26 protein-coding genes, 4 pseudogenes and 1 riboswitch are annotated in these 24,386 nt (G+C 39.2%); of the genes and pseudogenes, 23 read left to right on the forward strand and 7 right to left on the reverse strand.

What is annotated here, in order from left to right:
• Positions 1-229 precede the first annotated feature (229 nt).
• Positions 230-1,972, forward strand: a complete 1,743-nt coding sequence (locus C3945_RS10130) for a Na/Pi cotransporter family protein (protein ID WP_161879569.1) — start codon at positions 230-232, stop codon at positions 1,970-1,972.
• A 58-nt stretch (positions 1,973-2,030) separates the two neighbouring features.
• Here C3945_RS10130 and C3945_RS10135 read toward each other — a convergent pair whose 3' ends face one another.
• Positions 2,031-2,924: a fumarylacetoacetate hydrolase family protein gene (locus C3945_RS10135; protein WP_161879570.1), complete on the reverse strand. Its 894-nt coding sequence runs from the start codon at positions 2,922-2,924 to the stop codon at positions 2,031-2,033.
• A gap of 183 nt (positions 2,925-3,107) precedes the next feature.
• On the opposite strand from C3945_RS10135, the gene C3945_RS10140 reads away from it, so the two are divergent.
• The 5 genes from C3945_RS10140 (at position 3,108) to C3945_RS10160 (ending at position 5,537) form a co-directional block, all read left to right on the forward strand.
• Positions 3,108-3,338 (forward strand): DUF2969 family protein, encoded by a 231-nt coding sequence (locus tag C3945_RS10140; protein WP_237585543.1) that lies wholly within the window; start codon positions 3,108-3,110, stop codon positions 3,336-3,338.
• Positions 3,339-3,426: 88 nt separating this feature from the next.
• Positions 3,427-4,512, forward strand: a complete 1,086-nt coding sequence (locus C3945_RS10145; RefSeq protein WP_237585544.1) for a YihY/virulence factor BrkB family protein — start codon at positions 3,427-3,429, stop codon at positions 4,510-4,512.
• A gap of 90 nt (positions 4,513-4,602) precedes the next feature.
• Positions 4,603-4,962, forward strand: coding sequence for an arsenate reductase family protein (locus C3945_RS10150; RefSeq protein WP_161879572.1), 360 nt, complete (start codon positions 4,603-4,605; stop codon positions 4,960-4,962).
• Between the two features lie 3 nt (positions 4,963-4,965).
• A complete protein-coding gene (locus C3945_RS10155) occupies positions 4,966-5,334 on the forward strand; it encodes a glycine cleavage system protein H (protein ID WP_161879573.1) in 369 nt (122 codons plus the stop codon).
• Between the two features lie 17 nt (positions 5,335-5,351).
• Positions 5,352-5,537: a 2-hydroxymuconate tautomerase gene (locus C3945_RS10160; protein WP_337249276.1), complete on the forward strand. Its 186-nt coding sequence runs from the start codon at positions 5,352-5,354 to the stop codon at positions 5,535-5,537.
• A 70-nt stretch (positions 5,538-5,607) separates the two neighbouring features.
• Here C3945_RS10160 and C3945_RS10165 read toward each other — a convergent pair whose 3' ends face one another.
• Entirely contained in the window at positions 5,608-5,808 is a 201-nt protein-coding gene (locus C3945_RS10165) for a hypothetical protein (protein ID WP_161879575.1), read from the reverse strand.
• A 72-nt stretch (positions 5,809-5,880) separates the two neighbouring features.
• Positions 5,881-5,978: riboswitch (TPP riboswitch) on the forward strand.
• Between the two features lie 96 nt (positions 5,979-6,074).
• On the opposite strand from C3945_RS10165, the gene thiM reads away from it, so the two are divergent.
• From thiM to C3945_RS10185, 4 genes are all read left to right on the forward strand, one after another.
• The gene (thiM, locus tag C3945_RS10170; protein ID WP_161879576.1) at positions 6,075-6,881 is read left to right on the forward strand and encodes a hydroxyethylthiazole kinase; all 807 of its coding nucleotides are present in this window, start codon (positions 6,075-6,077) and stop codon (positions 6,879-6,881) included.
• A 13-nt stretch (positions 6,882-6,894) separates the two neighbouring features.
• Positions 6,895-7,704, forward strand: a complete 810-nt coding sequence (gene thiD / locus C3945_RS10175; RefSeq protein WP_161879577.1) for a bifunctional hydroxymethylpyrimidine kinase/phosphomethylpyrimidine kinase — start codon at positions 6,895-6,897, stop codon at positions 7,702-7,704.
• A complete protein-coding gene (gene thiE, locus C3945_RS10180) occupies positions 7,701-8,357 on the forward strand; it encodes a thiamine phosphate synthase (protein ID WP_161879578.1) in 657 nt (218 codons plus the stop codon). The genes thiD and thiE overlap by 4 nt, the downstream gene beginning before the upstream one ends.
• 166 nt (positions 8,358-8,523) lie before the next feature.
• Positions 8,524-9,327: an SDR family NAD(P)-dependent oxidoreductase gene (locus C3945_RS10185; protein WP_161879579.1), complete on the forward strand. Its 804-nt coding sequence runs from the start codon at positions 8,524-8,526 to the stop codon at positions 9,325-9,327.
• A 62-nt stretch (positions 9,328-9,389) separates the two neighbouring features.
• Here C3945_RS10185 and C3945_RS10190 read toward each other — a convergent pair whose 3' ends face one another.
• Complete coding sequence (locus C3945_RS10190; protein ID WP_237585545.1) at positions 9,390-9,917, reverse strand: gamma-glutamyl-gamma-aminobutyrate hydrolase family protein; 528 nt, start codon at positions 9,915-9,917, stop codon at positions 9,390-9,392.
• Positions 9,844-10,128 carry a gamma-glutamyl-gamma-aminobutyrate hydrolase family protein gene (locus tag C3945_RS12000; RefSeq protein WP_237585546.1) on the reverse strand — a complete coding sequence of 95 codons (285 nt, stop codon included), beginning with the start codon at positions 10,126-10,128 and terminating at the stop codon, positions 9,844-9,846. Before C3945_RS12000 ends, C3945_RS10190 begins: the two co-directional genes overlap by 74 nt.
• Before the next feature lie 206 nt (positions 10,129-10,334).
• Here C3945_RS12000 and C3945_RS10195 point away from each other — a divergent pair, with 206 nt between their 5' ends.
• The 11 genes and pseudogenes from C3945_RS10195 (at position 10,335) to C3945_RS10245 (ending at position 21,577) form a co-directional block, all read left to right on the forward strand.
• Positions 10,335-11,723 (forward strand): phospholipase D-like domain-containing protein, encoded by a 1,389-nt coding sequence (locus tag C3945_RS10195; RefSeq protein WP_161879580.1) that lies wholly within the window; start codon positions 10,335-10,337, stop codon positions 11,721-11,723.
• 225 nt (positions 11,724-11,948) lie between these two features.
• The gene (sufC, locus tag C3945_RS10200) at positions 11,949-12,722 is read left to right on the forward strand and encodes a Fe-S cluster assembly ATPase SufC (protein ID WP_161879581.1); all 774 of its coding nucleotides are present in this window, start codon (positions 11,949-11,951) and stop codon (positions 12,720-12,722) included.
• Positions 12,723-12,743: 21 nt separating this feature from the next.
• Entirely contained in the window at positions 12,744-14,042 is a 1,299-nt protein-coding gene (gene sufD, locus C3945_RS10205; RefSeq protein WP_161879582.1) for a Fe-S cluster assembly protein SufD, read from the forward strand.
• Positions 14,039-15,277, forward strand: a complete 1,239-nt coding sequence (locus C3945_RS10210; RefSeq protein WP_161879583.1) for a cysteine desulfurase — start codon at positions 14,039-14,041, stop codon at positions 15,275-15,277. Before sufD ends, C3945_RS10210 begins: the two co-directional genes overlap by 4 nt.
• Positions 15,264-15,728, forward strand: a complete 465-nt coding sequence (gene sufU, locus C3945_RS10215; RefSeq protein WP_161879584.1) for a Fe-S cluster assembly sulfur transfer protein SufU — start codon at positions 15,264-15,266, stop codon at positions 15,726-15,728. Before C3945_RS10210 ends, sufU begins: the two co-directional genes overlap by 14 nt.
• Positions 15,729-15,812: 84 nt before the next feature.
• Positions 15,813-17,210, forward strand: a complete 1,398-nt coding sequence (gene sufB / locus C3945_RS10220) for a Fe-S cluster assembly protein SufB (RefSeq protein WP_161879585.1) — start codon at positions 15,813-15,815, stop codon at positions 17,208-17,210.
• A gap of 591 nt (positions 17,211-17,801) precedes the next feature.
• Positions 17,802-18,284 (forward strand): helix-turn-helix domain-containing protein, encoded by a 483-nt coding sequence (locus tag C3945_RS10225; protein WP_161879586.1) that lies wholly within the window; start codon positions 17,802-17,804, stop codon positions 18,282-18,284.
• Positions 18,285-18,432: 148 nt separating this feature from the next.
• A pseudogene (tnpA, locus tag C3945_RS10230) lies at positions 18,433-18,831 on the forward strand (IS200/IS605 family transposase).
• 5 nt (positions 18,832-18,836) lie between these two features.
• Entirely contained in the window at positions 18,837-19,913 is a 1,077-nt protein-coding gene (locus C3945_RS10235; RefSeq protein ID WP_161879587.1) for an RNA-guided endonuclease TnpB family protein, read from the forward strand.
• Between the two features lie 154 nt (positions 19,914-20,067).
• A pseudogene (locus C3945_RS10240) lies at positions 20,068-20,478 on the forward strand (Rgg family transcriptional regulator); the annotation flags it as partial.
• A gap of 808 nt (positions 20,479-21,286) precedes the next feature.
• Positions 21,287-21,577, forward strand: coding sequence for a hypothetical protein (locus tag C3945_RS10245; protein WP_161879588.1), 291 nt, complete (start codon positions 21,287-21,289; stop codon positions 21,575-21,577).
• 343 nt (positions 21,578-21,920) lie between these two features.
• Here the strand turns inward: C3945_RS10245 and C3945_RS10250 are convergent, their stop codons facing one another.
• Entirely contained in the window at positions 21,921-22,775 is an 855-nt protein-coding gene (locus C3945_RS10250; RefSeq protein ID WP_161879589.1) for a helix-turn-helix domain-containing protein, read from the reverse strand.
• An 89-nt stretch (positions 22,776-22,864) separates the two neighbouring features.
• Here C3945_RS10250 and C3945_RS10255 point away from each other — a divergent pair, with 89 nt between their 5' ends.
• A complete protein-coding gene (locus tag C3945_RS10255; protein WP_161879590.1) occupies positions 22,865-23,053 on the forward strand; it encodes a hypothetical protein in 189 nt (62 codons plus the stop codon).
• Positions 23,054-23,311: 258 nt separating this feature from the next.
• On the opposite strand, the pseudogene C3945_RS12145 reads toward C3945_RS10255, so the two are convergent.
• Positions 23,312-23,569, reverse strand: a pseudogene (locus tag C3945_RS12145) (transposase); the annotation flags it as partial.
• Positions 23,558-23,889, reverse strand: a pseudogene (locus C3945_RS12150) (transposase); the annotation flags it as partial. The pseudogenes C3945_RS12145 and C3945_RS12150, both read right to left, overlap by 12 nt.
• Before the next feature lie 319 nt (positions 23,890-24,208).
• On the opposite strand from C3945_RS12150, the gene C3945_RS12070 reads away from it, so the two are divergent.
• Positions 24,209-24,331, forward strand: a complete 123-nt coding sequence (locus tag C3945_RS12070) for a hypothetical protein (protein ID WP_272928098.1) — start codon at positions 24,209-24,211, stop codon at positions 24,329-24,331.
• Positions 24,332-24,386: the final 55 nt, after the last annotated feature.

A 24,386-nucleotide genomic window follows, 5' to 3' on the forward strand; every position in this document is an offset into this window, starting at 1 on the left:
CAAAATCAGTTGATAGGGATATTAGTGATACATATTTCAATAAAATGTGCCAAAGAATTAAAGCTATGAATTATTCAGGTTCTCTAATGTTAAAAATAATGTTTCATTTTGCTGTCCATTCGATTTATGATAGAAGCAGAGCGTCTGAAAGCATTATTTGAAACACCTAATTCCCTGAAAAAAACGTCAGAGCTTTTATTTACAACAGATTATAAACGGAGGGTTACGAGTGGACATTCAACAACTATTGTTTACCTTTTTCGGTGGACTGGGTATTTTCCTATTCGGGTTAAAGTATATGGGAGATGGCTTACAAAAATCTGCCGGAGACAGTTTAAGAGAAGTCTTAAACAGATTTACATCAACACCTTTTCGAGCGATTATGGCGGGTATTGTCGTAACCGTAGCGATTCAAAGTTCGTCTGGAACAACAGTACTGGCAGTCGGTTTGGTTAGTGCTGGATTTATGAAGTTAAAGCAGGCTATTGGTGTCATCATGGGTGCCAATATTGGAACGACCATTACCGCATTCATTATCGGTTTAGATATAGGGGCGTATGCCTTACCGATCATGGCTATAGGAGCCTTCATGCTCTTTTTCTTAAAGAAACCATCACTTAATAGTATCGGCCAAATCATTTTTGGCTTTGGGGCTTTGTTCTTCGGTCTAGAACTGATGGGTGACGCCATGTACCCGTTAAGAAGTTTGCAAGCTTTCCAAGACTTAATGATCGACTTATCTGAAAGTGCACCACTGGGTGTAGGGATTGGGACACTCTTTACTTTCCTAGTACAAAGTTCGAGTGCCAGTATTGGTATTTTACAAGAGCTTTACTCTCAGGGACAAATTGCACTGGAAGGTGCCCTACCTATTTTATTCGGAAGTAACATCGGAACAACGATTACAGCTGTACTAGCTGCTTTGGGAGCAAGTGTGGCGGCTAAGCGAACCGCTGCGTCGCATGTCTTGTTCAACTTAGCTGGAACGATTTTAGTGTTAATGATTCTTGGACCATTTACACAATTAATCTATGCTATTACTCCCATATTAAATCTAAATCCTGCTATGCGTATTGCTTTTGCTCACGGGCTTTTTAACGTGACGAACGTATTAATCCAAATGTGGTTCATCAATCACATAGCTAAAATAGTGACGAAAATTGTACCGGGTGATGACTCCGTTATTGAATACGACGCAGCGAACCTTGATTTCTCTATTATCAATACCGTCCCTTCAGTAGCGATGAACCAGGCAAAAATAGAGTTAGAACAAATGGGTAAATTTGTTACACAAGAATACAAAGAAATGTTTAAATACTATAATGAGCAACAAGAAGAACACTTGGCTAACACGCTTCACTTAGAAGAGATTGTTAATAAGATTGATATGCGCCTGACAGAATATTTAATGACCATATCTACAGAAGATCTACCGGTTAAAAGTGCCGTTGAGCATACTCAGATGATGGATATCGTTAAATACTTGGAACGTATCGGTGACCACAGTGAAAATATTTTAAATAATATTAATGAAGCCGTACGTGCCAATAAGAAATTGGCTAAATCTAAAAACGGCATAAACATTGATAAAGTGTTCCAAGATGAAGACTTAATTGCCTTATTTAATTTAGTAGAAGAGAATATAACCGATGCGATTAACTCTTATACTCAAGACAGCTATTCACTAGCTGGAGAAGTGTTGAAACGTGAAAAAGAAGTGAACCGCTTGGAAGAAGACATCAGACATAAGTACATCAAACGGTTGAACAGTGGAGAAGGCTTGCCATCAGATGGTATTCTTTTCATTGATATTGTATCAAACCTTGAGAGAATGTCTGACCACGCAGTTAAAATTGCAAAACACTCTTTGGGCATTCGTTACCCGTTCCAATCGGAAGGCAAACGACCAAGACACTCACGCTCACTTGAAGAAGCAACAGAAGCAGCCGGAAGCAAATCCGAAACAAATTAATCTAAAAAGATGAAGAACCCAAATATGGGCTCTTCCTCTTTTTTTCATGGACTAGTGATCATGCTATGGTATTGGATAATGTTCCGATGCCTTCAATGGTAATGTCGATTCTATCTTTAGGGCGAAGCCAATCCCGATCAGAATCAGTCTCGCTGATAACCCCTTTAGGTGTACCTGTGAATATAACATCTCCGGGTTTCAAGGTCATATACTGTGCAATCTCGGTGACGATTTGAACGACTGAAAACAGCATGTCTTTCGTGCTGCCAAGTTGAACAACCGACCCATTTCGTCTAGTCGTAATTTTTAAATTCTGAACATCTTCTATCTCATCTTTAGTAACTAAAACAGGACCGATGGGGGCGAAATAATCCATTGACTTTCCAATCATCCATTGAGATGTTTGGTATTGTAGGGTACGTTCGGTGAGGTCATTCCCGATGCTGTATCCTAAAATAGCATCTGCGGCTAACTTTTCACACACACTGTTTATTTCTTTTCCAATAATAATGACTAATTCAGCTTCATAGTCCACTTCTCTCGCTACGGCTGGGAGAGGGATAACTTGGTTATGGGCCGCTAAAGCATTAGAAAACATGCCGAAAAAGACAGGACTTGTTGGGACTTCGCCGCCTATTGATTTAATGTGTTCAACGTAATTGAGCCCTACAGATATAATTTTTTCAGGATGTTTAACAGGAGGAAGGTAGTGAATATCACTTAGAGAAATGGTGTATTGACTACTATCCAAATTTAATTGTTTTGCTTTTAATTGTACGGTATGCAACTGTTCTGTAGCTGTTTGTGAATCGTTTAAAAAATCATTCATCGTTTGAAGAACATTTAAATTTAAGTGTTCGCCTAATTTACTAGTATCTAGCACGCTATTCTCAAGCTGGATACCTAACTTTTCAGTAGTAAAACCTTTTTTTAGATAGCGTAACAGTTTCATTTTCTAAACTCCTTTAATTGTCTTTAACTAATTATAATTTAAAAAACATAGGAACGCCAACCAATCATGTTGCTTGATGATAGTTAATTAAACCTTGCGACTCTATAGAGTTTTTAGTATCCTTAAAGAGAGTTTAGTTAATTGAAACATTGAACTTACAGGATGACCGATGGAGGAATAGCTGTGTCAAAACGAAATAAAAATATTGAAGTAGAAATAAATGAAACACCAAACAGCAAAAATGATTTTACCGAACTGGAACTAATTGTTAGAAAAAAAGTGATTGGTAAACTGCAGCAACAAGCAGACGGACCCGTTTCAGTTGAGTTCAAATCAGGAGATAAGCGCACTGTACAGACTATAGAAGAAGGTATTCAGAGCATTATTGCTGAGTACAATTTGCACGACGAATAAGGAACAAAGGAACAGACCTGACCGACTCATAGTCGTTAAGGTCTGTTTTTAAGTGCTTAAGAATAGGGATTAGCCAAGGGAATATGATATGATGAATTCAGTAGAAAACAACACAAAAGGGTGTGAGGTTTTGGAAAAACTGGAAAAATTGGAAGAAAAAATCCCACATAAAGACAAGTTACTGCGTTTAATACAGATCGGTCAGTCAAACTGGGAAAGAGCCACAGTGAACCAAAGTGCTGCGGAAATGGCTTATTTTTTATTACTGTCATTGTTTCCTATATTATTGGTTATAGCTAACATTATTCCTTTGTTTCCAATAGATCCTAATGAGGTTTTAGGCTTGGTTGCTGAGTTTGTTCCGGAAGATATCTTTAATGTCTTAGGACCGGTGATTGAAAGTTACCTTGAAGGGGGGAGCGGAGGAGCAATTTCCTTCGGTTTACTTGCAGCGATATGGTCAGCTAGTAAGGTGATCACAACCTTAAGACGTGTGTTAGATGACGTTTATGGATCAGTACAAAAAACAAACTTTATTGTTGGGCGATTGTTGTCACTAGTCGTTATGCTAGCCATCTTAATCGTTATAGGAGCAGCCATATTCCTATTTGTATTCGGGGAACAGATTATTCTCTTTGTGGAAAATGCTATAGGTATTAATATACCGTTTGTTCAGCAGTTCTTGCTACTCAGATGGGTCGTACTCATCGTTATTTTATTCTTAGTTATGCTGATTGTTTACCGATTCGTGCCAAACCATAGTTTGTCATTAAGGTATTCATACCAAGGAGCGATTTTTTCAACCATTGGGTGGATATTATTAACACAAGGATTCTCTATTTACGTGAACTTTGCTGGTGGAGATGCGGTTGCTAACGCCACATTTGGAGCCTTTATCGTTCTAATGTTATTCTTGTATTTATCAAGCATGATTATCCTGTTAGGCGCTCTCTTAAATGCCATGATATTTGAATGGAATAATAATATTTCCGTTCCAGAATACGAGGCAATTAAGAGAAACGAGAAACAATTGCACGATTCCGATTGGACAGGCTACCCGAGTGAAAAAACGAATAAAATCCTAAAACGCAAACTGTACAAAGTGAATAAGTTAAAAGAAGAAGAAAAAGAAGAATGGGACGAAGAGAAACCTAAGATGAATGAAAAAGTCTAGAGAATAGGTGGGGTGGGTCATAAATAGGACCCGCCCTTTTTCTTTGCCATCAGTTCGGCTATAATAAAAGAATAGGGAGGGGAGTATGAAATGAAGTTTTATTGTCACCCACGGTGTAGCACGTGTAAAAAAGCGCAGACGTGGTTAGATGACCATGAGGTGTCTTATGAGTTTATTAACCTTCTGGAAACGACACCGTCTAAAGAAACATGGGTCAGTATCCTAGAGAAAACGGATCGATCATTAAAGTCTTATTTTAACACCAGCGGCGGGGTATGCCGAGAGAATAATTTGAAAGACAAGCTTCCTGACATGACTTTAGAGGAAGCGGCTGAGTGGTTATCCTCCAATGGTATGGTAGTCAAGCGACCATTTGCCATTGAAGGGAATCAACACACCTCTGGATTTAAAGAAACAGAATATGAAACCATCTGGAAGAATGGAGAATAATCAATGACTATAAAGTATCATGAAAGTGGCATTTGGGTAGAACGACTGAATGACTCAACATACCGTCTCGGTTTGTCAGAAAAAGGTCAAGACGATGTGGGAGAAGTCATGTTTGCGGAATTATCCGTGCCTGTTGCCCCGATCAAAAAAGGCGATGCGCTTTTAAACGTTGAAGGTGCAAAAGCGGTCACGGAAATCACGATTCCCTTTGATGCGACTGTAACAGCAGTCAATGAAGCGTTGGAAGATGAGCCGAGTATGCTGAATCAATCGGACAAAGCGTTAAATTGGATTGTTGAAGTAACAGATGTTGACTCCTCACTAGTTGACACACTAGACGATACAGCATTCAAGGAAAATGAACAACATTAATATAAAAGAAAAGAGGGATGACTATGCCAATCGTTCACGTGGAAATGATTGAAGGACGTACAAAGGAACAAAAAGAAGCCTTGGTAAAGGATATCGTGAAAGCAGTTGAAACGCACACAAATGCAAAAAAAGAAGCCGTGACTGTGATTATTAACGATATAAAAAAAGAAAACATTGCGACAAAAGGTGAATACCTAGGTTAATGATTGAAGTAAAAGAAGAGAAGAGCACATGCGCTTCTCTTCTTTTTTCATATGCGCATTCAGGGTGACCTTATATGTCAACTCGCTCGCGGTAACCCCACTGAGTTGTAACCAAAGTGGCAAATGATGCCAACTCGCTCGCGACAACCCCACTGAGTTGTAACCAAAGTGGAAAATGATGCCAACTCGCTCGCGACAAATCCGCTGAGTTGTAATCAAAGTGGTAAATGATGCCAACTCGCTCGCGGTAACCCCACTGAGTTGTAATCAAAGTGGCAAACTAGCCATGGCCTCCTTCTAGTATTCGGCAAACTGATATGATACACTGGATTTACACTTAAATTGATTATTCTAGGGGAGCACTCACTGCTGAGAAAGGTAAGACCTGACCCTTAACCTGATCTGGGTAATGCCAGCGAAGGGAAGATATGGAAAAAAGGCGGAAGTCTCTTTTCCGAGTCTCCATAGTTGACTGTCTTCTCTTCTGTTTCATTACGCAGGGAAGTTTTTTTGTATGCACTCAAAAGGAGGAAGAAGATGGAATTCAAACGGTATGTAAAAGCGGTGAAAGAACAAAACCCTCTCGTTCATAACATGACGAACCAAGTGGTCGCAACGGATGTCGCCAACACGCTTTTAGCTATAGGCGCGTCTCCCATCATGGCTTACGCTAAAGAAGAAGTGGAACAGATAGCTGCGATCTCTCAAGCAGTTGTCTTAAATATTGGAACAATCACAAAAGAAGTAGCAGAAAGTATGGTGATTGCAGGACAAACAGCTAACGAACAAGGTATTCCGGTTATACTCGATCCGGTTGGAGTGGGAGCCACGTCTTTTAGAAAAGAGGTTGTGGAAGACTTATTCAACGCTATCCAGTTTACGTTGATTCGTGGAAATAGTGCTGAAATCGCTACACTTGCAGGAGTCGAGTGGGCATCAAAAGGCGTTGATGCTCAAGAAGGCGAAGCCTCACGAACAGATATAGCAGAAAAGCTAGCCAATGAGAAAAATTGTATCGTGGCTATTTCCGGAAAAGAAGATGTGATTTCAGATGGCACACGCACAGTCACCGTGCAAAATGGGGACTCTTTGATGGGCAACATAACAGGCAGTGGCTGCATGTTAAGCAGTTTAACTGGTGCATTTATTGGAGCTAATCCGACCGAGCCTTTTGAAAGTGTGGTCTGTGCCCATGTGGCATTCGGAATAGCTGGTGAACAGGCTGCATCATCACCAAGCGTAACTGGTCCAGGGACCTTTAAGCCAGTGTTTCATGACAAATTATACACTATAAATACTGAAGACATAGATAGACTAGCTAAATTAACACCGATAAACGGTTAGAGAGGACAAGCGAATGAGTAAAGTGAAACAAGTATTAACGATAGCTGGAAGTGATAGTGGGGGAGGAGCGGGCATACAAGCCGATTTGAAGACTTTCCAGGAGAGAGATGTTTTTGGGATGTCCGTGATTACGGCGGTAACTGCTCAAAACACATTAGGTGTACAAGGGGTTCATCCTATTCCTTTAGACATGGTGGAAAACCAGTGGCAGTCAGTGATATCCGATTTTGATGTATCGGCTATTAAAACAGGCATGCTAGTAAATGGCGACTACATGACATTAGTTGCCAAGCTTTACCGAGACTACCCGCATATTCCCTTAGTGATTGATCCAGTTATGATTGCAAAAGGTGGGCATTCACTGATGGCTGAAGAAGCGGTTAGAGTAATGAAAGAAACGTTAGCTCCTTTAGCAACGGTCATCACACCAAACATTCCTGAAGCAGAGGCGTTAACAGGGTTAGAGATTAGAAATAAAGACGATATGAAGCAGGCGGCTTACCAATTAAAAGAGATGGGTGTCAAAAATGTCGTGATTAAAGGCGGGCATTCGGATGACCAAAACGTATCTGAAGACTTTCTTCTATTAGAAAGTGGCAAAGAAGTATGGCTGTCGGCTGAACGCATTGAGACAAAAGATACTCATGGAACCGGGTGTACCTTTGCGGCGTGTATTGCTGCAGAATTGGCAAAAGATCAGGACGTGGAACAAGCTGTGAGAGTCGCTAAAGAGTTTATTCAAGCGGCCATCAAGCATGGGTTAGCTATTGGTCAGGGTCATGGGCCGACTAACCATTGGGCATTCAGAAAGGAGTCAACATGAACGCATCCGAAATGAAACGAGACGTTAAAGATAGGCTAGAAGTTTATTTTATAGCCGGGACTCAAGATACAGATGACCTGCCGATTATTCTTGAACAAGCCATAGAAGCAGGCATTACCTGTTTTCAGTACCGGGAAAAAGGACCGGGTAGTTTAGAAAATCACCCTTTGAAAATGGAAGAAATGGCCATTCGTTGCCAGTCTATTTGCAAAAAGCACGCTATTCCTTTTATCATCAACGACAATGTTGCTTTGGCTGGGAAAGTCCAAGCTGATGGCGTGCATGTTGGTCAAGGTGATCAGAGTATCGAATCAGTGAGGGGGCATGTGGGACCTGATGCAATCGTTGGTTTATCCACAAATACACTCGACCAATATAAAGAAGCGATGACCATGACAGGCATCGATTATGTGGGAATTGGCCCAGCTTTTGTACCGCAATCCAAAGCAGATCATGAGCAAGTGATGGGTCTGGAAAAAATGAAACAAGCAATGGACTTTAGTAAAGCAGTGCCTGCGGTGGCTATTGGAGGCATCACTGAAAGCAATGCTCAAGCAGTATGGCAAACAGGCGTCGATGGTTTAGCAGTTATTTCAACCATTACCCGTTCTGTACAGATCAAAGAAACGGTAGCTGCTTTAAAGAAACGATAAACAGAATCCGGAAGATAAAAACATAAGAAAAGGCTTTCCGTGTTAATAAAACCCTATTAAATGAGAGGAAACTTATTGAAGATTATGTGAAACGACGATCAACCGATATATATCCCTCTTTCAATACTGTATAATGAATAAGAAGAGTAATGAAGGAGGAAAAAGAATGAAAGTAAATGGTAAAACGATAGTAGTCACTGGTGGGGGATCGGGAATGGGTCGAGAGTTGGTACTTGGCTTGTTGAGACGTGGGGCTCAAGTAGCTACTCTTGATATCAATGAAGAAAACTTGCTTGAAACAGCTCGTTTGGCGGCGGATTACAAAGAAAAGTTGTCAACCTATGTGGTGGATATTACCAGTAGAGAAGCAATCGAGTCATTGGTCGATTTAGTAAAAGAAAAACATGGTGCCGTTGATGGCATTATCAACAATGCAGGCGTGATTCAACCTTTCGTAGACGTTAACGAATTACCTTACGAAAAAATAGAGCAAGTGATGAATATCAACTTTTACGGCACTCTTTATATGGTAAAAAGTTTCTTGCCAGAATTATTAAAACGTCCTGAAGCACATATACTTAACATAGCCAGTATGGGTGGATTTTTACCTGTGCCTGGTCAGTCGATTTACGGAGCTTCAAAAGCAGCCGTTAAATTAATGACTGAGGGTCTGCATTCAGAGTTAATGGATACAAATGTTGGTGTCACGATTGCTTTCCCTGGTGCGATTAAGACAGATATTATGAAGAATTCTCAAGTTGAAAGAGCCTCAAGTTCTGACACGAGTGGGAAAGAATATAAGCTAACAACCGCTGCAGATGCGGCTAAGATGATGATTGATGCGATTGAAGAAAATGCTTACCGAGTGATGGTGGGTAACGATGCAAAAATGATGGACCGTCTATACCGATTGGCTCCAAAGAAAGCAGCAAGTATTATAGCGGATAAATTAAAAGATGCGGGTAAATAACCGCTAAAAAAAAGACTGGGATAGCCTCCCAGTCTTTTTTTGATGAAAAAATGGATCATTTATTAATGTTGGGCCTTCCACTGTTTAACCGTTTGGACATAAGCATCAAATAAGGCTTGTGCGCCACTATCATGATTAATCATTAATTCCGGATGCCATTGTACCCCGATAGCCAGTCGATTGGAATCAGTTGTTTCAAAGGCTTCGATTAACCCATCTTTTGCCCAAGCTGTTGCTTTCAACTCTTTAGGCAGGGTTTTAATCGCTTGGTGGTGGTAAGAGTTCACCTGACGTTCCGTGCCGTAAAGGTTACCCATCCACGATCTTTCCTCTATAGAAACAGAATGAGCCGTTGTTTCTGGTGACGACACTTGTACATGCTGAACGGCTAAGTCAGGATATAAGCTGACATCTTGGTAAAGATCGCCACCAAAAGCCACTGCCATAATCTGCATGCCACGGCAAACAGCTAAAATGGGTTTGCGTTCCTTCCATGCTTCTTCGATAACGGCCATTTCAAAGGCGTCTCGTAAAGGATTGGTGCTCTCCAATTTTAAATGAGGTTCTTCGCCGTATAACAAGGGTGACACATCTTGCCCCACCTGCTAATAGAATCGCATCCACACTATTAACATATTGTCGGGCATTTTCTTTCGTTGATAACGGAAAGACCACAGGCAAAGCACCAGACCGGTGAAGCGCATCGACAAAACCTTGAGGTGTATAAGTTAAGGGTAGACTGTTATAATGAGGAGAAAAGTTAGTTAGTATATTTCCGGGAATTCCGATAACGGGTTTCATTGATAACCATCCTTTCAAATAAATCTACAATAAATGTAGTATACAGGATAACCTACTCGACTCCAAAAAGGTAAAACAAGGAGCAGTGGAAAGTAATAACTAAAACTAACTGAAAATTTAGGCATACTAAGGAGACTGTTTTGATTTAACAGAAAACAAAGAACCGAATCAGGCGTATCATTAATGGTTTATTATGGACTGAAGGGATGTATATTTTATATGTCTTATTCACAGGTATTATTTTACCGGTTGTCCACACCCCGCCAGAAAGAGTGGAACGAGAACTGGCTTTCACTGAAACAACCGAACAAGTCGCCTTGCTGGAATACGGACCAGACGCTTTCGCTGCCCGGCTGGATATTATAGAAGAAGCCCAGGAATCGATTGATGTTGCCTATTACTATATGGACGAGGGGATAAGTGTTAAGACCTTTAACTCCTATATACTAGCGGCCGCTGATCGAGGAGTAAAAGTCCGCTACTTACTCGATGGAATCAAGCACGGATTAAGGGGAGAATACCGAGGTGTCTTTCATTTGTTCAACGAGCACCCTAATATTGAACTGAAATTGTATGAACCCTTTCCTTCCACCATCCTGTTTCCTTGGCGAACAAATAATAGATTGCATGACAAGCTCCTCATTGTGGATGAGGCATACAGCATAATAGGTGGCCGAAATATTGGGGATATTTATTTTCAGCGGCCGGAGCCAACCGATCCATATTCCTTTGATCGAGATGTCTTGCTTATCAACACTAATGAGCAGGAGAATAGCTTCGTAGGCCAGATGAAGTCTTATTACACTGAACTGTGGGAAACGGATTTTGCCATCTCTCAAACCAATGCCACGCTGTTTCCTTGGCAAAAAAGCAGAGGAGATACTCAAGAGGAAGAACTGAACGAGATTTATCAGACTCACAGAGAAGAGAAGGAAACCGCTGAATCTACAACTGACATGACCCATTGGAATGAGCAATCAGTTGAAATTGACCAGGCTTACTTCACTTCAAATAGTTTAGAGAGACAGTTTAAAGACCCTTACGTATGGAGTGATTTGCTCACCCTAGCAAGCCAAGCAGAAGAGTCCATCATTATCCAAAGCCCGTGGGTTGTGCCAGATAGGCAGATGCGCAAGGAGTTAGAGAAGGAAACCTTTCATGCTAAAGAAGGTTATATCCTAACGAATGCAGCCTCAACCACTACTAATATCATTGGCCAAAGTGGAACGGAAAACAGAAAACAGGACTTTATCGATTCTCAACTGGACTACTATGAATTTCAACCGTCTCATTCATCTCTTCATACGAAACTTTTAGTAGTAGACGAGCAAATAAGTGCTGTAGGTACATTTAACTTTGATGCCAGAAGCACGTATTTCAGCACAGAATCCATGCTGTTTATTGACAGTGACGCATTAGCCAGTCAGATAATAGAAGAAATAGAAACGACTTACCTTAGGAAGAGTGCGTTATACGAAGAAGATGGAGACGTTATAACAGGAGAAGATACCGACTACGTTGAACCATCTGTATGGAGAAGAATCGGGATTTATATTTTGAGACCATTCGCTTGGTTGGCGGAGCGACTTATTTAAATCATCAGTAAATGAATGAGTCAGAACAGTCTTCCAGATAATAATTCTTATAATTAGGAAATGGCCTTAAATCAATAAAAAGCCCACATTCGTAACGAAAATTGAAAATCAATCCTTGATTACCATTCTCAATTAGAATAGAATAAGATAATGTAAGCAAGGTGAAGAGTCTAACACGATTTACACCATTGCTCAAAAAACTACAAGAGAAAAGGAAGGTACATAATGGCAGTATTAGAGATTAAGAATTTACATGCATCCATTGAGGACAAAGAGATCCTAAAAGGCGTTAACCTGACAATGAAAACAGGGGAAATTCACGCAATCATGGGACCAAATGGAACGGGGAAATCGACCCTTGCAGCTGCAATCATGGGACATCCAAGCTACGAAGTCACTGAAGGAGAAGTCCTACTTGACGGAGAAAACCTTTTAGAACTTGACGTTGATGAACGTGCCCGTGCAGGTGTCTTCCTGGCTGTACAGTACCCAAGTGAAATTGCTGGAATTACGAACGCTGAATTCATGCGTGCTGCCATCAACTCCAGAAGAGAAGAGGACGACAAAATTAGTGTCATGGAATTCATCGAAAAATTGGATGAAAAAATGGCCCTACTTGATATGGACGAAGAAATGGCTGAGCGTTACCTAAATGAAGGTTTCTCAGGCGGAGAAAAGAAACGTAACGAAATTCTACAATTATTAATGATTGAACCAACCTTTGCTATTTTAGATGAAATCGACTCTGGTCTAGATATCGATGCGTTGCAAGTGGTATCTAAAGGGGTTAACCAAATGCGTGGGGAAGGCTTCGGCTCACTCATCATTACTCACTACCAACGTTTACTCAACTACATTACTCCAGACGTTGTTCACATCATGATGGATGGACGCGTAGTCAAAACAGGTGGAGCAGAATTAGCACAACAGCTTGAAGCTGAAGGTTACAAAGGTCTAGTAGAAGAATTAGGACTAGACATTGAATTGGACGAAGACTAATAACTGAGGAGGCCCATAAATATGGTTACGAAAGATAAACAATACGTTGAACACATGGACGCATTGCAAGCCTTCTCTAGAGGATTACAAGAGCCTGAATGGATGCTTCAACTGCGTTTAGAAGCGTTAAAACAAATCGATTCACTGGAACCACCGGTTATTGAAAGACTACGTTATACCCGCTGGCCACTTTGGCAAGTCCCTAATTTGACAGGCGCGCCGGCTCCACTTTCAATTGACCCTTACGAGTATATCGAAGACAAAGCAGATACTGCTCGAGTTGTACAAACTGGAAATGACACGGTTATTGAAACACTTCCAGAATCACTGAAAGAAAAAGGCGTTATTTTTACAGATTTGCACACGGCATTGAGAGAACACCCTGAATTAGTAAAAGAAGCTTACATGACAAAAGTGGTTAAACCTGGCGAAAACAAGATTACTGCTTTCCATGCAGCTTTTATGAATTCTGGCTTATTCCTTTATGTGCCTAAGAATCTGGAACTGACGGATCCATTGGAAGCTGTCTTTATTCAAAACAGTTTAGTAGAAGATTCTTTTGTTAAACATGTGTTGATTTATGCAGATACCAATTCAAACTTTAACTACGTTGAGAAGTTCTTAACTAAAGGCGATAAAAAGAACGCTGCAAATATCATGGTAGAAGTCATTGCAAAAGCTGGCGCGCAAGTGAAGTACAGTGCCGTTGACCAGTTGGGTGTAAACTCGACAGTCTACTTCCACAGAAAAGGCTATACGCATAGAGATGCGACTATAGACTGGGCTATTGGAGTGATGAATAGCGGAAACGTTATTGCCGACTTTGATACAGATTTAGTAGGAAATGGCTCGTCATCAGACTTGAAAGCTGTTGGTATTAGTAATGGCAGACAAACTCAAGTGATTGACTCTAACGTGGTTAACTTCGGTAATAGCACTCAAGGAAATATTTTCCAGCATGGTGTTATTTTAGACAGCGCAACATTGACCTTTAACGGTATTGGTCATATCATCAAAGGAGCCAAGCAAGCAGACGCTCAGCAAGAATCTCGTGTATTGATGCTGTCTGATAAAGCCCGCGGTGATGCGAACCCGATTTTATTAATTGATGAATTTGAAGTAACAGCTGGACACGCCGCATCTGTTGGACGTGTTGATCCAGAAGAAATGTATTATTTAATGAGTAGAGGAATTGAACAGGAAGAAGCAGAACGTCTCGTTATTAGAGGCTTCCTTGGGGCTGTTATCCAAGCGATACCACTGAAAGGCGTTCGCGATGAACTAGTTGAAACGATCGAAAGGAAGCTGACCACTAAATGACATTGCCTTACGACAAATTGAGGGAAGACTTTGTTATTCTCAACCAAATTGTCAACGATGAACCATTAGTCTATTTGGATAATGCCGCAACGACTCAAAAGCCACAAGCAGTGCTTAAAGCGATGGAAACATACTACCATACGTCAAACGCCAACGTTCACCGAGGGGTTCATACCCTAGCTGAGCGTGCGACCACACAGTATGAAGCAGCCCGTGAAACGGTTCGTCGCTTTATCAATGCAAAAGAAACAGCGGAAACACTCTTTACTCGTGGTACGACGACCAGTTTAAACTGGGTTGCTAAAGGGTTGGGAGAAGTCATCCTTGAACCGGGTGATGAAATAGTGATTTCTTATATGGAACACCACTCAAACATCATTCCGTGGCAGCAAATGGCTAAGAAGAAGCAAGCAACGCTGAAGTATATTGAACTGACAGAAGATGGACAGCTCGATATGGCAGATGCCCGTGAAAAGATTACGGATAAAACGAAAATTCTTTCGTTGACTCATGTTTCCAATGTGCTCGGTGTCGTTAACCCCATTAAGGAATTGGCTGATATGGTTCATGCAAAAGGCGGTGTGATGGTAGTTGATGGCGCACAAGCTGTTCCTCATATGCCAGTGGATGTTCAAGCTTTGGACGCTGACTTTTATGCCTTCAGTGGCCATAAAATGCTAGCCCCTACCGGCATTGGCGTCTTGTATGGTAAACGCGAATGGTTGGAGAAAATGGACCCCCAAGAATTTGGAGGGGAAATGATCGACTTTGTTGAACTACAAGACAGCACGTGGAAAGAATTGCCTTGGAAATTTGAAGGCGGAACGCCAAACATGGCTGGAGCAATCGGTTTAGCAGCAGCGATCGATTACTTGGAAAATATAGGCATGAGTAAGGTAATGGAACACGAACAGGAATTGGTAAAGTATGTGATGCCAAAGTTAGCTGAAATCGAAGGACTGACTATTTTTGGGCCAGAGGATGTAGCTGACCGAACAGGTGTCATTGCCTTTAACATTGACGGGGTACACCCACATGATGTCGCCACCGCAATGGACATGGAAGGCGTAGCTGTTAGGGCTGGCCATCACTGTGCGCAACCGCTGATGACGTATTTAAATCAGCCCGCCACAGCCCGAGCTAGTTTTTACATCTACAATACCATTGCTGATGCTGACACATTTGTTGATGCGCTTAAAGCGACAAAGGAGTTTTTCTTAAATGGCCTTAACTAAACTAGACCAACTGTACCGAGCCGTTATTCTCGATCACTCACAAAGCCCTAGAAGACGAGGGGAATTGGATAAAGCAACGACACAAATTGAGTTGAAAAACCCGACCTGTGGCGATGTCATCCAAGTTCAACTCGCACTTGAAAACAATACAATTACAGATGTCCGTTTCGATGGCAGTGGCTGCACCATTTCGATGGCCAGCGCCAGTATGATGACTGATGCCATTTTAAATAAAACAGTTGAAGAAGCACTCGCTCTTTCAGAACAATTTTCTCAAGTCGTTTTAGGTAATGAGACAGAGAAGAAGAGAGAGTTAGGGGACGCGATGATGTTATCTGGGGTATCTAAATTCCCGGCTCGCATCAAATGTGCTACATTATCCTGGAAAGCACTGGAAAAAGCATTAGCAGATGGCGGAACAGGTGTAGACAATCAACTGACCCATGAATAAAGTGGCGACATCATTGATTGACACGCGACTAAAGACATTGACCCAGAAAGTCCGATAAGCAACACTCTAGGAAGGGGAAAGAATATGGTAAATGTACCAGAACTAAACGAATACAAATATGGTTTCCACGATGAAGATGTTGAAGCAATCTATGATTCGGGTAAAGGCTTAAGCGAAGAGATTATCCGTGATATCTCTGCTCGTAAAGGCGAACCTGAGTGGATGCTTGATTACCGTTTGAAATCTTATGAACACTACAAAACACGTCCGATGCCAGAATGGGGTGCAGATTTGTCAGATGTGGATTTTGACAACTACACTTATTACCGTAAAGCATCAGACAAACCAGCTCGAAGCTGGGATGACGTGCCTGAAAAAATTAAAGAAACCTTTGACCGCTTAGGCGTACCAGAAGCTGAGCGTCAATTCTTAGCCGGTTCAGGAGCTCAGTACGAATCAGAAGTGGTTTACCACAACATGAAAGAAGAATTTGAAAAATTAGGCATTGTCTTCATGGACACTGACTCTGCATTAAAAGAGTACCCTGAAATTTTCAAAGAACACTTTGGAACGGTTGTCCCTCCAACAGACAACAAATTAGCTGCATTAAACTCTGCAGTTTGGTCTGGTGGAACATTCATTTACGTACCAAAAGGCGTCAGATGTGACGTGCCTTTACAAATGTACTTCCGTATCAACAATGAAATGATGGGTCAATTTGAGCGTACACTAATTGTCGTAGACGAAGGCGCAAGTGTTCATTACGTTGAAGGCTGTACCGCTCCAACATTCTCATCCAGTTCATTGCATGCGGCAGTTGTTGAAATCATCGTTAAAAAAGATGCTTACTGCCGTTACACGACCATTCAAAACTGGTCTGACAACGTGTATAACTTGGTAACGAAACGTGCTCATGCCGCAGAAAATGCAACCGTTGAATGGATCGACGGAAACTTGGGTGCTAAAACAACCATGAAATACCCAAGTATTCACCTAAACGGCCGTGGCGCTCGTGGAACAACCATGTCAATCGCGATGGCAGGAGCAGGACAAGTTCAAGATACAGGTGCTAAAATGATTCACAACGCACCAAACACGTCCAGCTCAATCGTCTCCAAATCCATCGCTAAAGATGGCGGAGCCGTTAACTACCGTGGACAAGTCACGTTCTCTAAAAACTCAGCCGGATCTATTTCGCACATTGAGTGTGACACGATTATCATGGACGAACTATCTAAATCAGATACTATTCCATATAACGAAATCCACAACTCAAACGTTGCCTTAGAGCACGAAGCGAAAGTCTCAAAAGTTTCTGAAGAACAGCTTTACTACTTGATGAGTAGAGGGTTGGACGAAGAAACCGCAACAGAAATGATTATTATGGGATTCGTTGAACCATTCACGAAAGAACTCCCAATGGAATACGCCGTAGAATTGAACCGCCTCATCAGTTATGAGATGGAAGGATCGGTCGGTTAGATAGATGAATATAAGCCAGAAATAGTGTAACAGCTATTTCTGGCTTTTTTGCGTCTATTGAGTTGTGAAAAGAAGGCTGAGTTGCTTAGAGAGCCGTTCTCTACGCAACTCAAGAATGATGAAGGTAGTGAATTGCTTAGAGACTCCTTCTCTAAGCAACTCATGTAAATTTACTGTCACGAACTGCTTAGAGAGGCACTCTCAACGCATTTCAACGTTTTATATCATTTCCGTCACTTATTATTAAGAAGTTGTCGTGATCCAGATTCTAAAAGTAGAAATAAACTGTAGTATTCTTTCGTGTCTATGCTAAACTAATCTTACCTAATGAAGAATAGTTTCGATGATTGCAAGTAAAACTCTAATTGTATGTAAAGCTATACGGTTGTTTTAATGAGTAGACTACACAGTCTGCTGTATTTCAAAAACGCAAAATAGATTTAAACTATAAAGCAGTATAGAATGATGTAGCCGACAACGAGCACAATAGTTTAAATAAACAATTATTTTAATAGCAACTTCCATGGCCTAATGCAAGTGTGTCACATAGTAGTCAGTTAAATAAATTCATTTAACGAGGAGGAAATACAAATGATTGAAAATTATGGTCAGGCATTTAGAATAATTAGAGAAGATAAAAAAATAAGTATCCGTCACTTAGAGAAGATTTATAAAAAGGCTTATCCAAATAGGCCTATAAGTGCTTCAAACATATCCAAATTTGAAAGAGAGGAAACGAACATTGGATTTCCTACAATCGTTAACTTATTAAATGTCTTAAATATACCTGTATCTGAGTACGTTCTAGAGGTAGAAGAATTACAGGACAGTGTATCAGATGATTTTAGAGGGATAAAAGAAGCTTACTTTTTAGAAGATACGAAAAGATTAAACTACTTGAAAGATTATTATAAAAAGAACAGTGGTGTACTAATAAGGTATGAGCACTTGTCAATTTTATGCGACTGTTTAATTCAATCAATTAATAATCATAAAGTTATCTTTGAAGATATAAAGATTATTCAATATTATTTACTTAGTATAGAAAACTGGCATTATTATAGTTTTTCCTAGCGAGAAAACCCACGGTTTTAATCGTGGGATGATAGCTCGGCAGGGATGATGGTTCGCTTAGGTGAACTCGAAAGCCCTGTGATACATTCAACTATATTATTTAGTATGTTCAGTATTTTTTCATACACCTATATAGTATAATTGATACATGGAAAACTACCGTAGAACCAAAACAACCGTCAGCCTCATCAACTATCATTTTGTATTTTTGTCCTCGATACAGACGAAAGATTTTCTTGAACCCTTGTCTCGAAGAACGGTTCAAGAAGTTGGTTTAAGAAATTTGTGATGAACAAGGATTCCATATCCTTGCTTTAGAAACGGATGAAGACCATGTTCATCTGTTCTTGAATGCGCTTCCGTCGTTCAGTCCTGCGGATATCATGGCGAAAATTAAAGGAGGGACATCGGAAATCATTCGTGACGAGTTCTCCGAGCTGAAAGCAATGCCGAGCTTGTGGACTCGTTCCTATTTCGTATCCACCGCAGGAAAGTGTCGAGCCAAACCATCAAACAATATGTTGAATCCCAAAAGACAAGGAGCTGATTCCCATGCCTCAAACGATTACGGTTAAAATAAAGTTACTGCCAACGAAAGAACAAGCAGCGATTTTGACTGAAATGAGCGAAGAGTATATTTCGACCATCAACTCCCTTGTAGTGGAAATGGTGAAAGAAAGAAAACCTACCCGTAAAACAAGTAAAGATATGGATGCCTTTTTGCCCAGCGCTGTAAAAGCACAAGCTGCCTTAGACGCAAAGAGTGTGTTTAAGAAAGCGAAGAAAAAGAAGTTTGAAACAGTTCCTCTGCTGAAAAAGCCTCATTGCGTTTGGAACAACCAAAACTACTCTTTCGACTTCCGCTACATTTCAATGCCAATCATGATAGATGGGAAAGCCAAAAAGATACCTATCCAGGCTTTAATGGTGGATAAGAAGAACAGAAATGTTGATTTACTGAAACACAAATTAGGTACACTACGTGTCACCAAAAAGTCGAATAAATGGATAGCGCAAATTGCTGTGACAATCTCCATCACCGAGAAAACAGGTACGAAAGTCATGGGCGTGGATTTGGGACTCAAAGTCCCTGCTGTTGTAGCTACTGATGATGACTGTGTACGCTTTTTCGGAAACGGAAGACGAAACAAATACATGAAACGAAAATTTCGTTCGGAAAGAAAAGCACTTGGGAAACGAAAGAAGCTGAATGCCATCCGCAATTCAAAAGATAAAGAACAACGATGGATGAAAGACCAAGACCACAAGGTCAGCCGTGCAATCATTGATTTTGCAAAAGACAACCACATTTCTGTCATTCGCTTGGAGAAACTGGCAAGTATCCGGCAGACGGCAAGAACAAGCCGTAAAAACGAGAAGAATTTGCACACATGGTCCTTCTACCGATTGGCAACATTCATTGAATACAAAGCAACACTGGAAGGCATACAAGTGGAGTATGTGAACCCTGCACATACCAGCCAGACCTGCCCGACATGTTCCGAAAGGAATAAAGCAAAGGACCGAAAATATCGGTGCAAATGTGGATTTGAAAAACACAGGGATATAGTCGGTGCAATGAATATTCGCTACGCACCTGTGGTTGATGGTCACAGTCAACCAGCCTAAGATGCTATAAGCACTGTCTTAGGAGGGGCAATGAGATGCCCTCACCTTGAGGCTTGAACAAAGCAGAAATGGACTGCGTTCGCACAAGCACTCAAGAATCCCACCCGTCAAACCGAAAGGTTAGGGCTTGCGGCTTTAGCCGTGGGAGTCTCAAGAAGTAGCCCTTTTTGCCAACGCGCTTTTCATTTTCGACGATGATGTTCTTAAATTACTGGTCAAAAAGGCAATAAATATACTGGACCAGTTTAAGAGCACGAGTAAAACGAGACATGAGGTTGCTTTATTGCTATCAAATGTTATTCAAGTATTTTTAGAAAGCAATCAGTTGGAATCCGGCAAAAAATACATTGATATAATGTACGATCATCTCCAAGGCTCAAGATACTTATACGAAAAAATTAAATGCGATTTTTTGCTTGGATGTTATCATTACCTAGCTGGGAATCATGATGAGGGGTTTAAACAAGCTCAACAAGCTGTTAATCTGATGAAAGTCCTAGGACTTGAAAAAGAAGCAGTAGCTCATAAGCAGTATGTTAATGAACTAGTCAATGCAACTAAGTGACTACTATATGATTCGCGAGATAATAGATAATTAAAGTTAAGCTATGATGGAATTATAAAGTAAGTAATACAGTGCGCGCTAATTATTTCTTTATAAATTAGTATACGACAATTTTAAAGAGCTGAGATGTTCTCAGCTCTTTTTTCAAATAAGTTGATTGTCGAAATATAATTAAAGGGATGGTTTACTATGCTAAGATTTAATCAATTATCACCTACTGACAAACAGAAAAGATACCGCATACTTGTTAAGTATCCCGCTCTATTCATACTTATTCTATTTTTGTCGTTTAGAATTAATTATGCCATCTATGTATTAGCCATTACAATACTTATGATAATCAATTTGTTTGTCGAGGGTATATTAAACAATAGAACTAAATATAAAACCTTTTTCTTATATAGCATATTTCTCTTACTTACCACTATGGTATCGACTTTTATTTTAACACCCGCTCTGGTTACAGTTATATTAGAAGTAGTAAGCCTATCTTTATCTGATTTTTATCATTATCTGATACTTGTACTGGTATCGGTTTTAATTATCTATTTGTTCTGGTTTGTGTATATAGTCATACAGAACAAAATAAGTGGTGATCATTCAATGATGTGGAAATGGAGAGTGACCGGGTTATTCTCTCCCATGGATTTGAAGTTCAATCATTAACGTTTAAATTATCAATTAAATTATTGTCTATTATACTGGTAATCGGTTTAGTGAAAGTTTTTTTGCATGAATTCGGGAACCTAGTTGTTGAGGGTAGTCGTTTCGATTAAATATGTTAGGTGTATAGAAAGGGATGGGCGACATGTCAACTAAAAAAAGCTTTCATATATTATGCCTGATTACTATAATGCTCATTGCTATATATTCTTTATATTTTATTCCTGTGGAGTATTTTATAGGTTATTACCCAATAGGCGTTGTTCAATTTATTCTTGTGATAGGCTCAGTGGTTACGTTAATCCGTCATGTTAGACATTGCATCAGTACAAAAAATGTAGGCATAAAAGATAGCTTGATTATGACCTCTTATATTATTTTAATATTATTTATGGGGTTTAGTTTACTCGTTTGGACTGCTTTTTTTCCATGGTAAGACTACCGAGAAATTAATTGAAAACTAAAAAATAGTCATGCTCATATTGGCATGGCTATTTTATTGGACTCGAACTGCATACAAATGGACTTCAATTGAACATCGTAAAATTCAATAGATACAATAAGTAGGACTGAAAGGGCATAATAATCAATTAGAGTAATAATTAGTAGTTTCAAACTAACGTTTAAAACGGGTTACAAACTAGATATTAAACTTAGTTCAATTAAGTGAAACCATAGAACTTGGCATGGTTCTCTTCCTTATTAACACCTTTTATTGCACTAGTACTAACTGAACTAGCAATAGAATCAGTAAGGAAATGGGAAAAGAATTACGATTGTTAGTATTTCCTTTTTATATATTGAGAAACTTCTTTTTGCAATTCTTTCTTTAGCTTGTCACTATGAATACTTTCTAGAAGACTGTATCCACGTACATACCATTTATCAGAATCATTCTTATGGAGTAAATCCAATAATAAACCTTTGCGAATATAGCAAACGGCCAAATGCACGATCAAACTTTTTGAAATACAATAAGGTATTAATTTGTTTATCTTATCCAGTGCTAGCTCATATTGTTCATGTTCTATTAAATGCAGTAGCAGGTTCATATGAATATTAACAGTTAAATTATTAATACCTCTTAAGCCCTTATATTTTTCTAACTGTTTAATAGCTAGATTCGCAATGGAAACGGCAGTATCAGTAGGAAACAAATAGATTATATTGCTAATCAGCTGAATATCATAAAGATACCAATTATCATATTTCTCCAAACGCTCCCATATTATTTTTATTTTTTCTTTAGCAGCTTCAAAATCATTCTTTACTGCAATTAATATCAAGGAATCATAAATAGCTAAAAGTTCTAGTTCACGGCTAGTAAGCGTCTGTTTTTTTTCTAAATCCTGTTTAAATTCTAATAGCTTTTCAGTATCATTGTATCGTAAAGTGTTTATTTTGCTCATGTGAGAATTAATATGCTTTTTTAATTCATTTTTTATATACATAAACTCATCGACTGACATATCGAGTCGATTGAGTATCTCAATCATGTTGGAAAAAGAAATATCAATTTCCCCTTTTTCTACTTTTGAGTAATTGGATTGTGACATTATATTTTTACAGACTTCAGTCTGAGTATAACCGAGACTTAAACGTATGTCTTTAAGTACTTTTCCTACAGAGTTCAATATTTTCACCACCGTATATTCATATATAACTATTATAATGCAAATCATATGTTGAATGATACAATATATTCAAGAGAGGGGGGGATTAGGTGAAAAAAATAATACTGGTATCAGCTTTTATTCATTTGTTCAACATATCTGCTTTAGGGGAAGAAGATATTTCATCGAAGGATCAGTTAACGTTAACCATAGAAAACGAAGAAAAAAGAGAAGATGAAATGTTCTCTCAAATGGGAGTGCTATTCCCAGGTGATCTTGAGGACGAAGATCTCCCATAATATAGCATTTGTTTCAACCCTAATTAAGGTTAATTCAGTATATTAAAAAATATAAAATATCCTGAATAGTTCATAGCTCTAATATTTTGGTGCAATTTATTGAGATGTATATCGATAGTGCCCATATTGCTTAACTTTCATTGAAGGTTACTTCAGATATTTATTTTTTAAATATTGTGTAAAAAATCTGGGAGTAAGAAATTTTGAGCATACTTCTCCCTGGGTAACTTTCCAGTAAAAATTAGTTAAATTGTTGAATTAGATCCTTTGACTGGCTCGCCTCAGGTTAGCAAAGACCCTATAGAATTCATCCTGATAAATATGATAACTAGATAATATTAAATAGACTCGTCTACCAGTTTGAACTAATTTCCTAGCAACTTTCAGAAACTTTAGAAGAATAGAATGAATGGCCATTCCCTTTTGTAGTTTTTAAAAGCCAGTAGTTCTTAAGAAGTTGCCTAAATTATAAGCTATCAAGCTGATTATCATTATGACATGATTTTCTAAAAAGCGGGATAGTGATACTGTGAGGCTAATTCTTTTTATCTAAAACAGCTATAAATACTGGATCTCGTCTGAGTAGATTATCTGCAGTATCAGCTGAGTAACCTGAAATTAATTGCTTAGTGAATTGATCGAGTATTGCTAAGTTATCATGAGTATAATATGCTCGACTGTCCTTAATGTGAATGTACTGCTTCGCTGACTCAGAAAAACCGAAGGTATTCATCAGATCTTTAATTAAAAAAGACCCGACTCACTCGATAATTAACACCTGTATGAGAGACAGTAATATTTGAATTGAATTTTACTTGATTTTTGTGAAAGCTAATACTTAGAAGAACTCTTTTCTTTTGGTTGGTTTCGACACCATAACCATAGCAGAAAGAGGTTCTTTCTTTATTACTTAACAGGCGATAATATAGCTTTAATTTTAGCCTATCGTAAAGCGGTTTTTGAAAGTTTTCATTAAAGGAATGAATTATTCAGGTTGAAATAAGTCAACATTAAATTTCAGCTTATTAAAAAAGTTTTAATGTTGGTTGGGTCTAAATTCTAAAGTTTAGGGTGTGGTTTTTTATATAAAGAAAATGCGTAAGCTATGTTAGTGGAAGAAATATATTGTCAGACGAATTTATTGAGGAGGATATTATGAAAAAATTAATAATTCTAATAGCAGTGTTTAGCTATTTTAGTCTTCACAGTAATAAAAGTATTTCTGCTGAAGAAAATTTAGAATCAAGGGATTTAGATAAAGTCCATATAATTGTGTAAAAGCAAAAAGGCCATGTAAGGTCCTTTTACGGTACAATGTTTTTAACCACAAAAA

The sequence above is a fragment of the Alkalibacterium sp. MB6 genome (genome assembly GCF_009935905.1).
Classification (GTDB): Bacteria; Bacillota; Bacilli; order Lactobacillales; family Carnobacteriaceae_A; genus Alkalibacterium.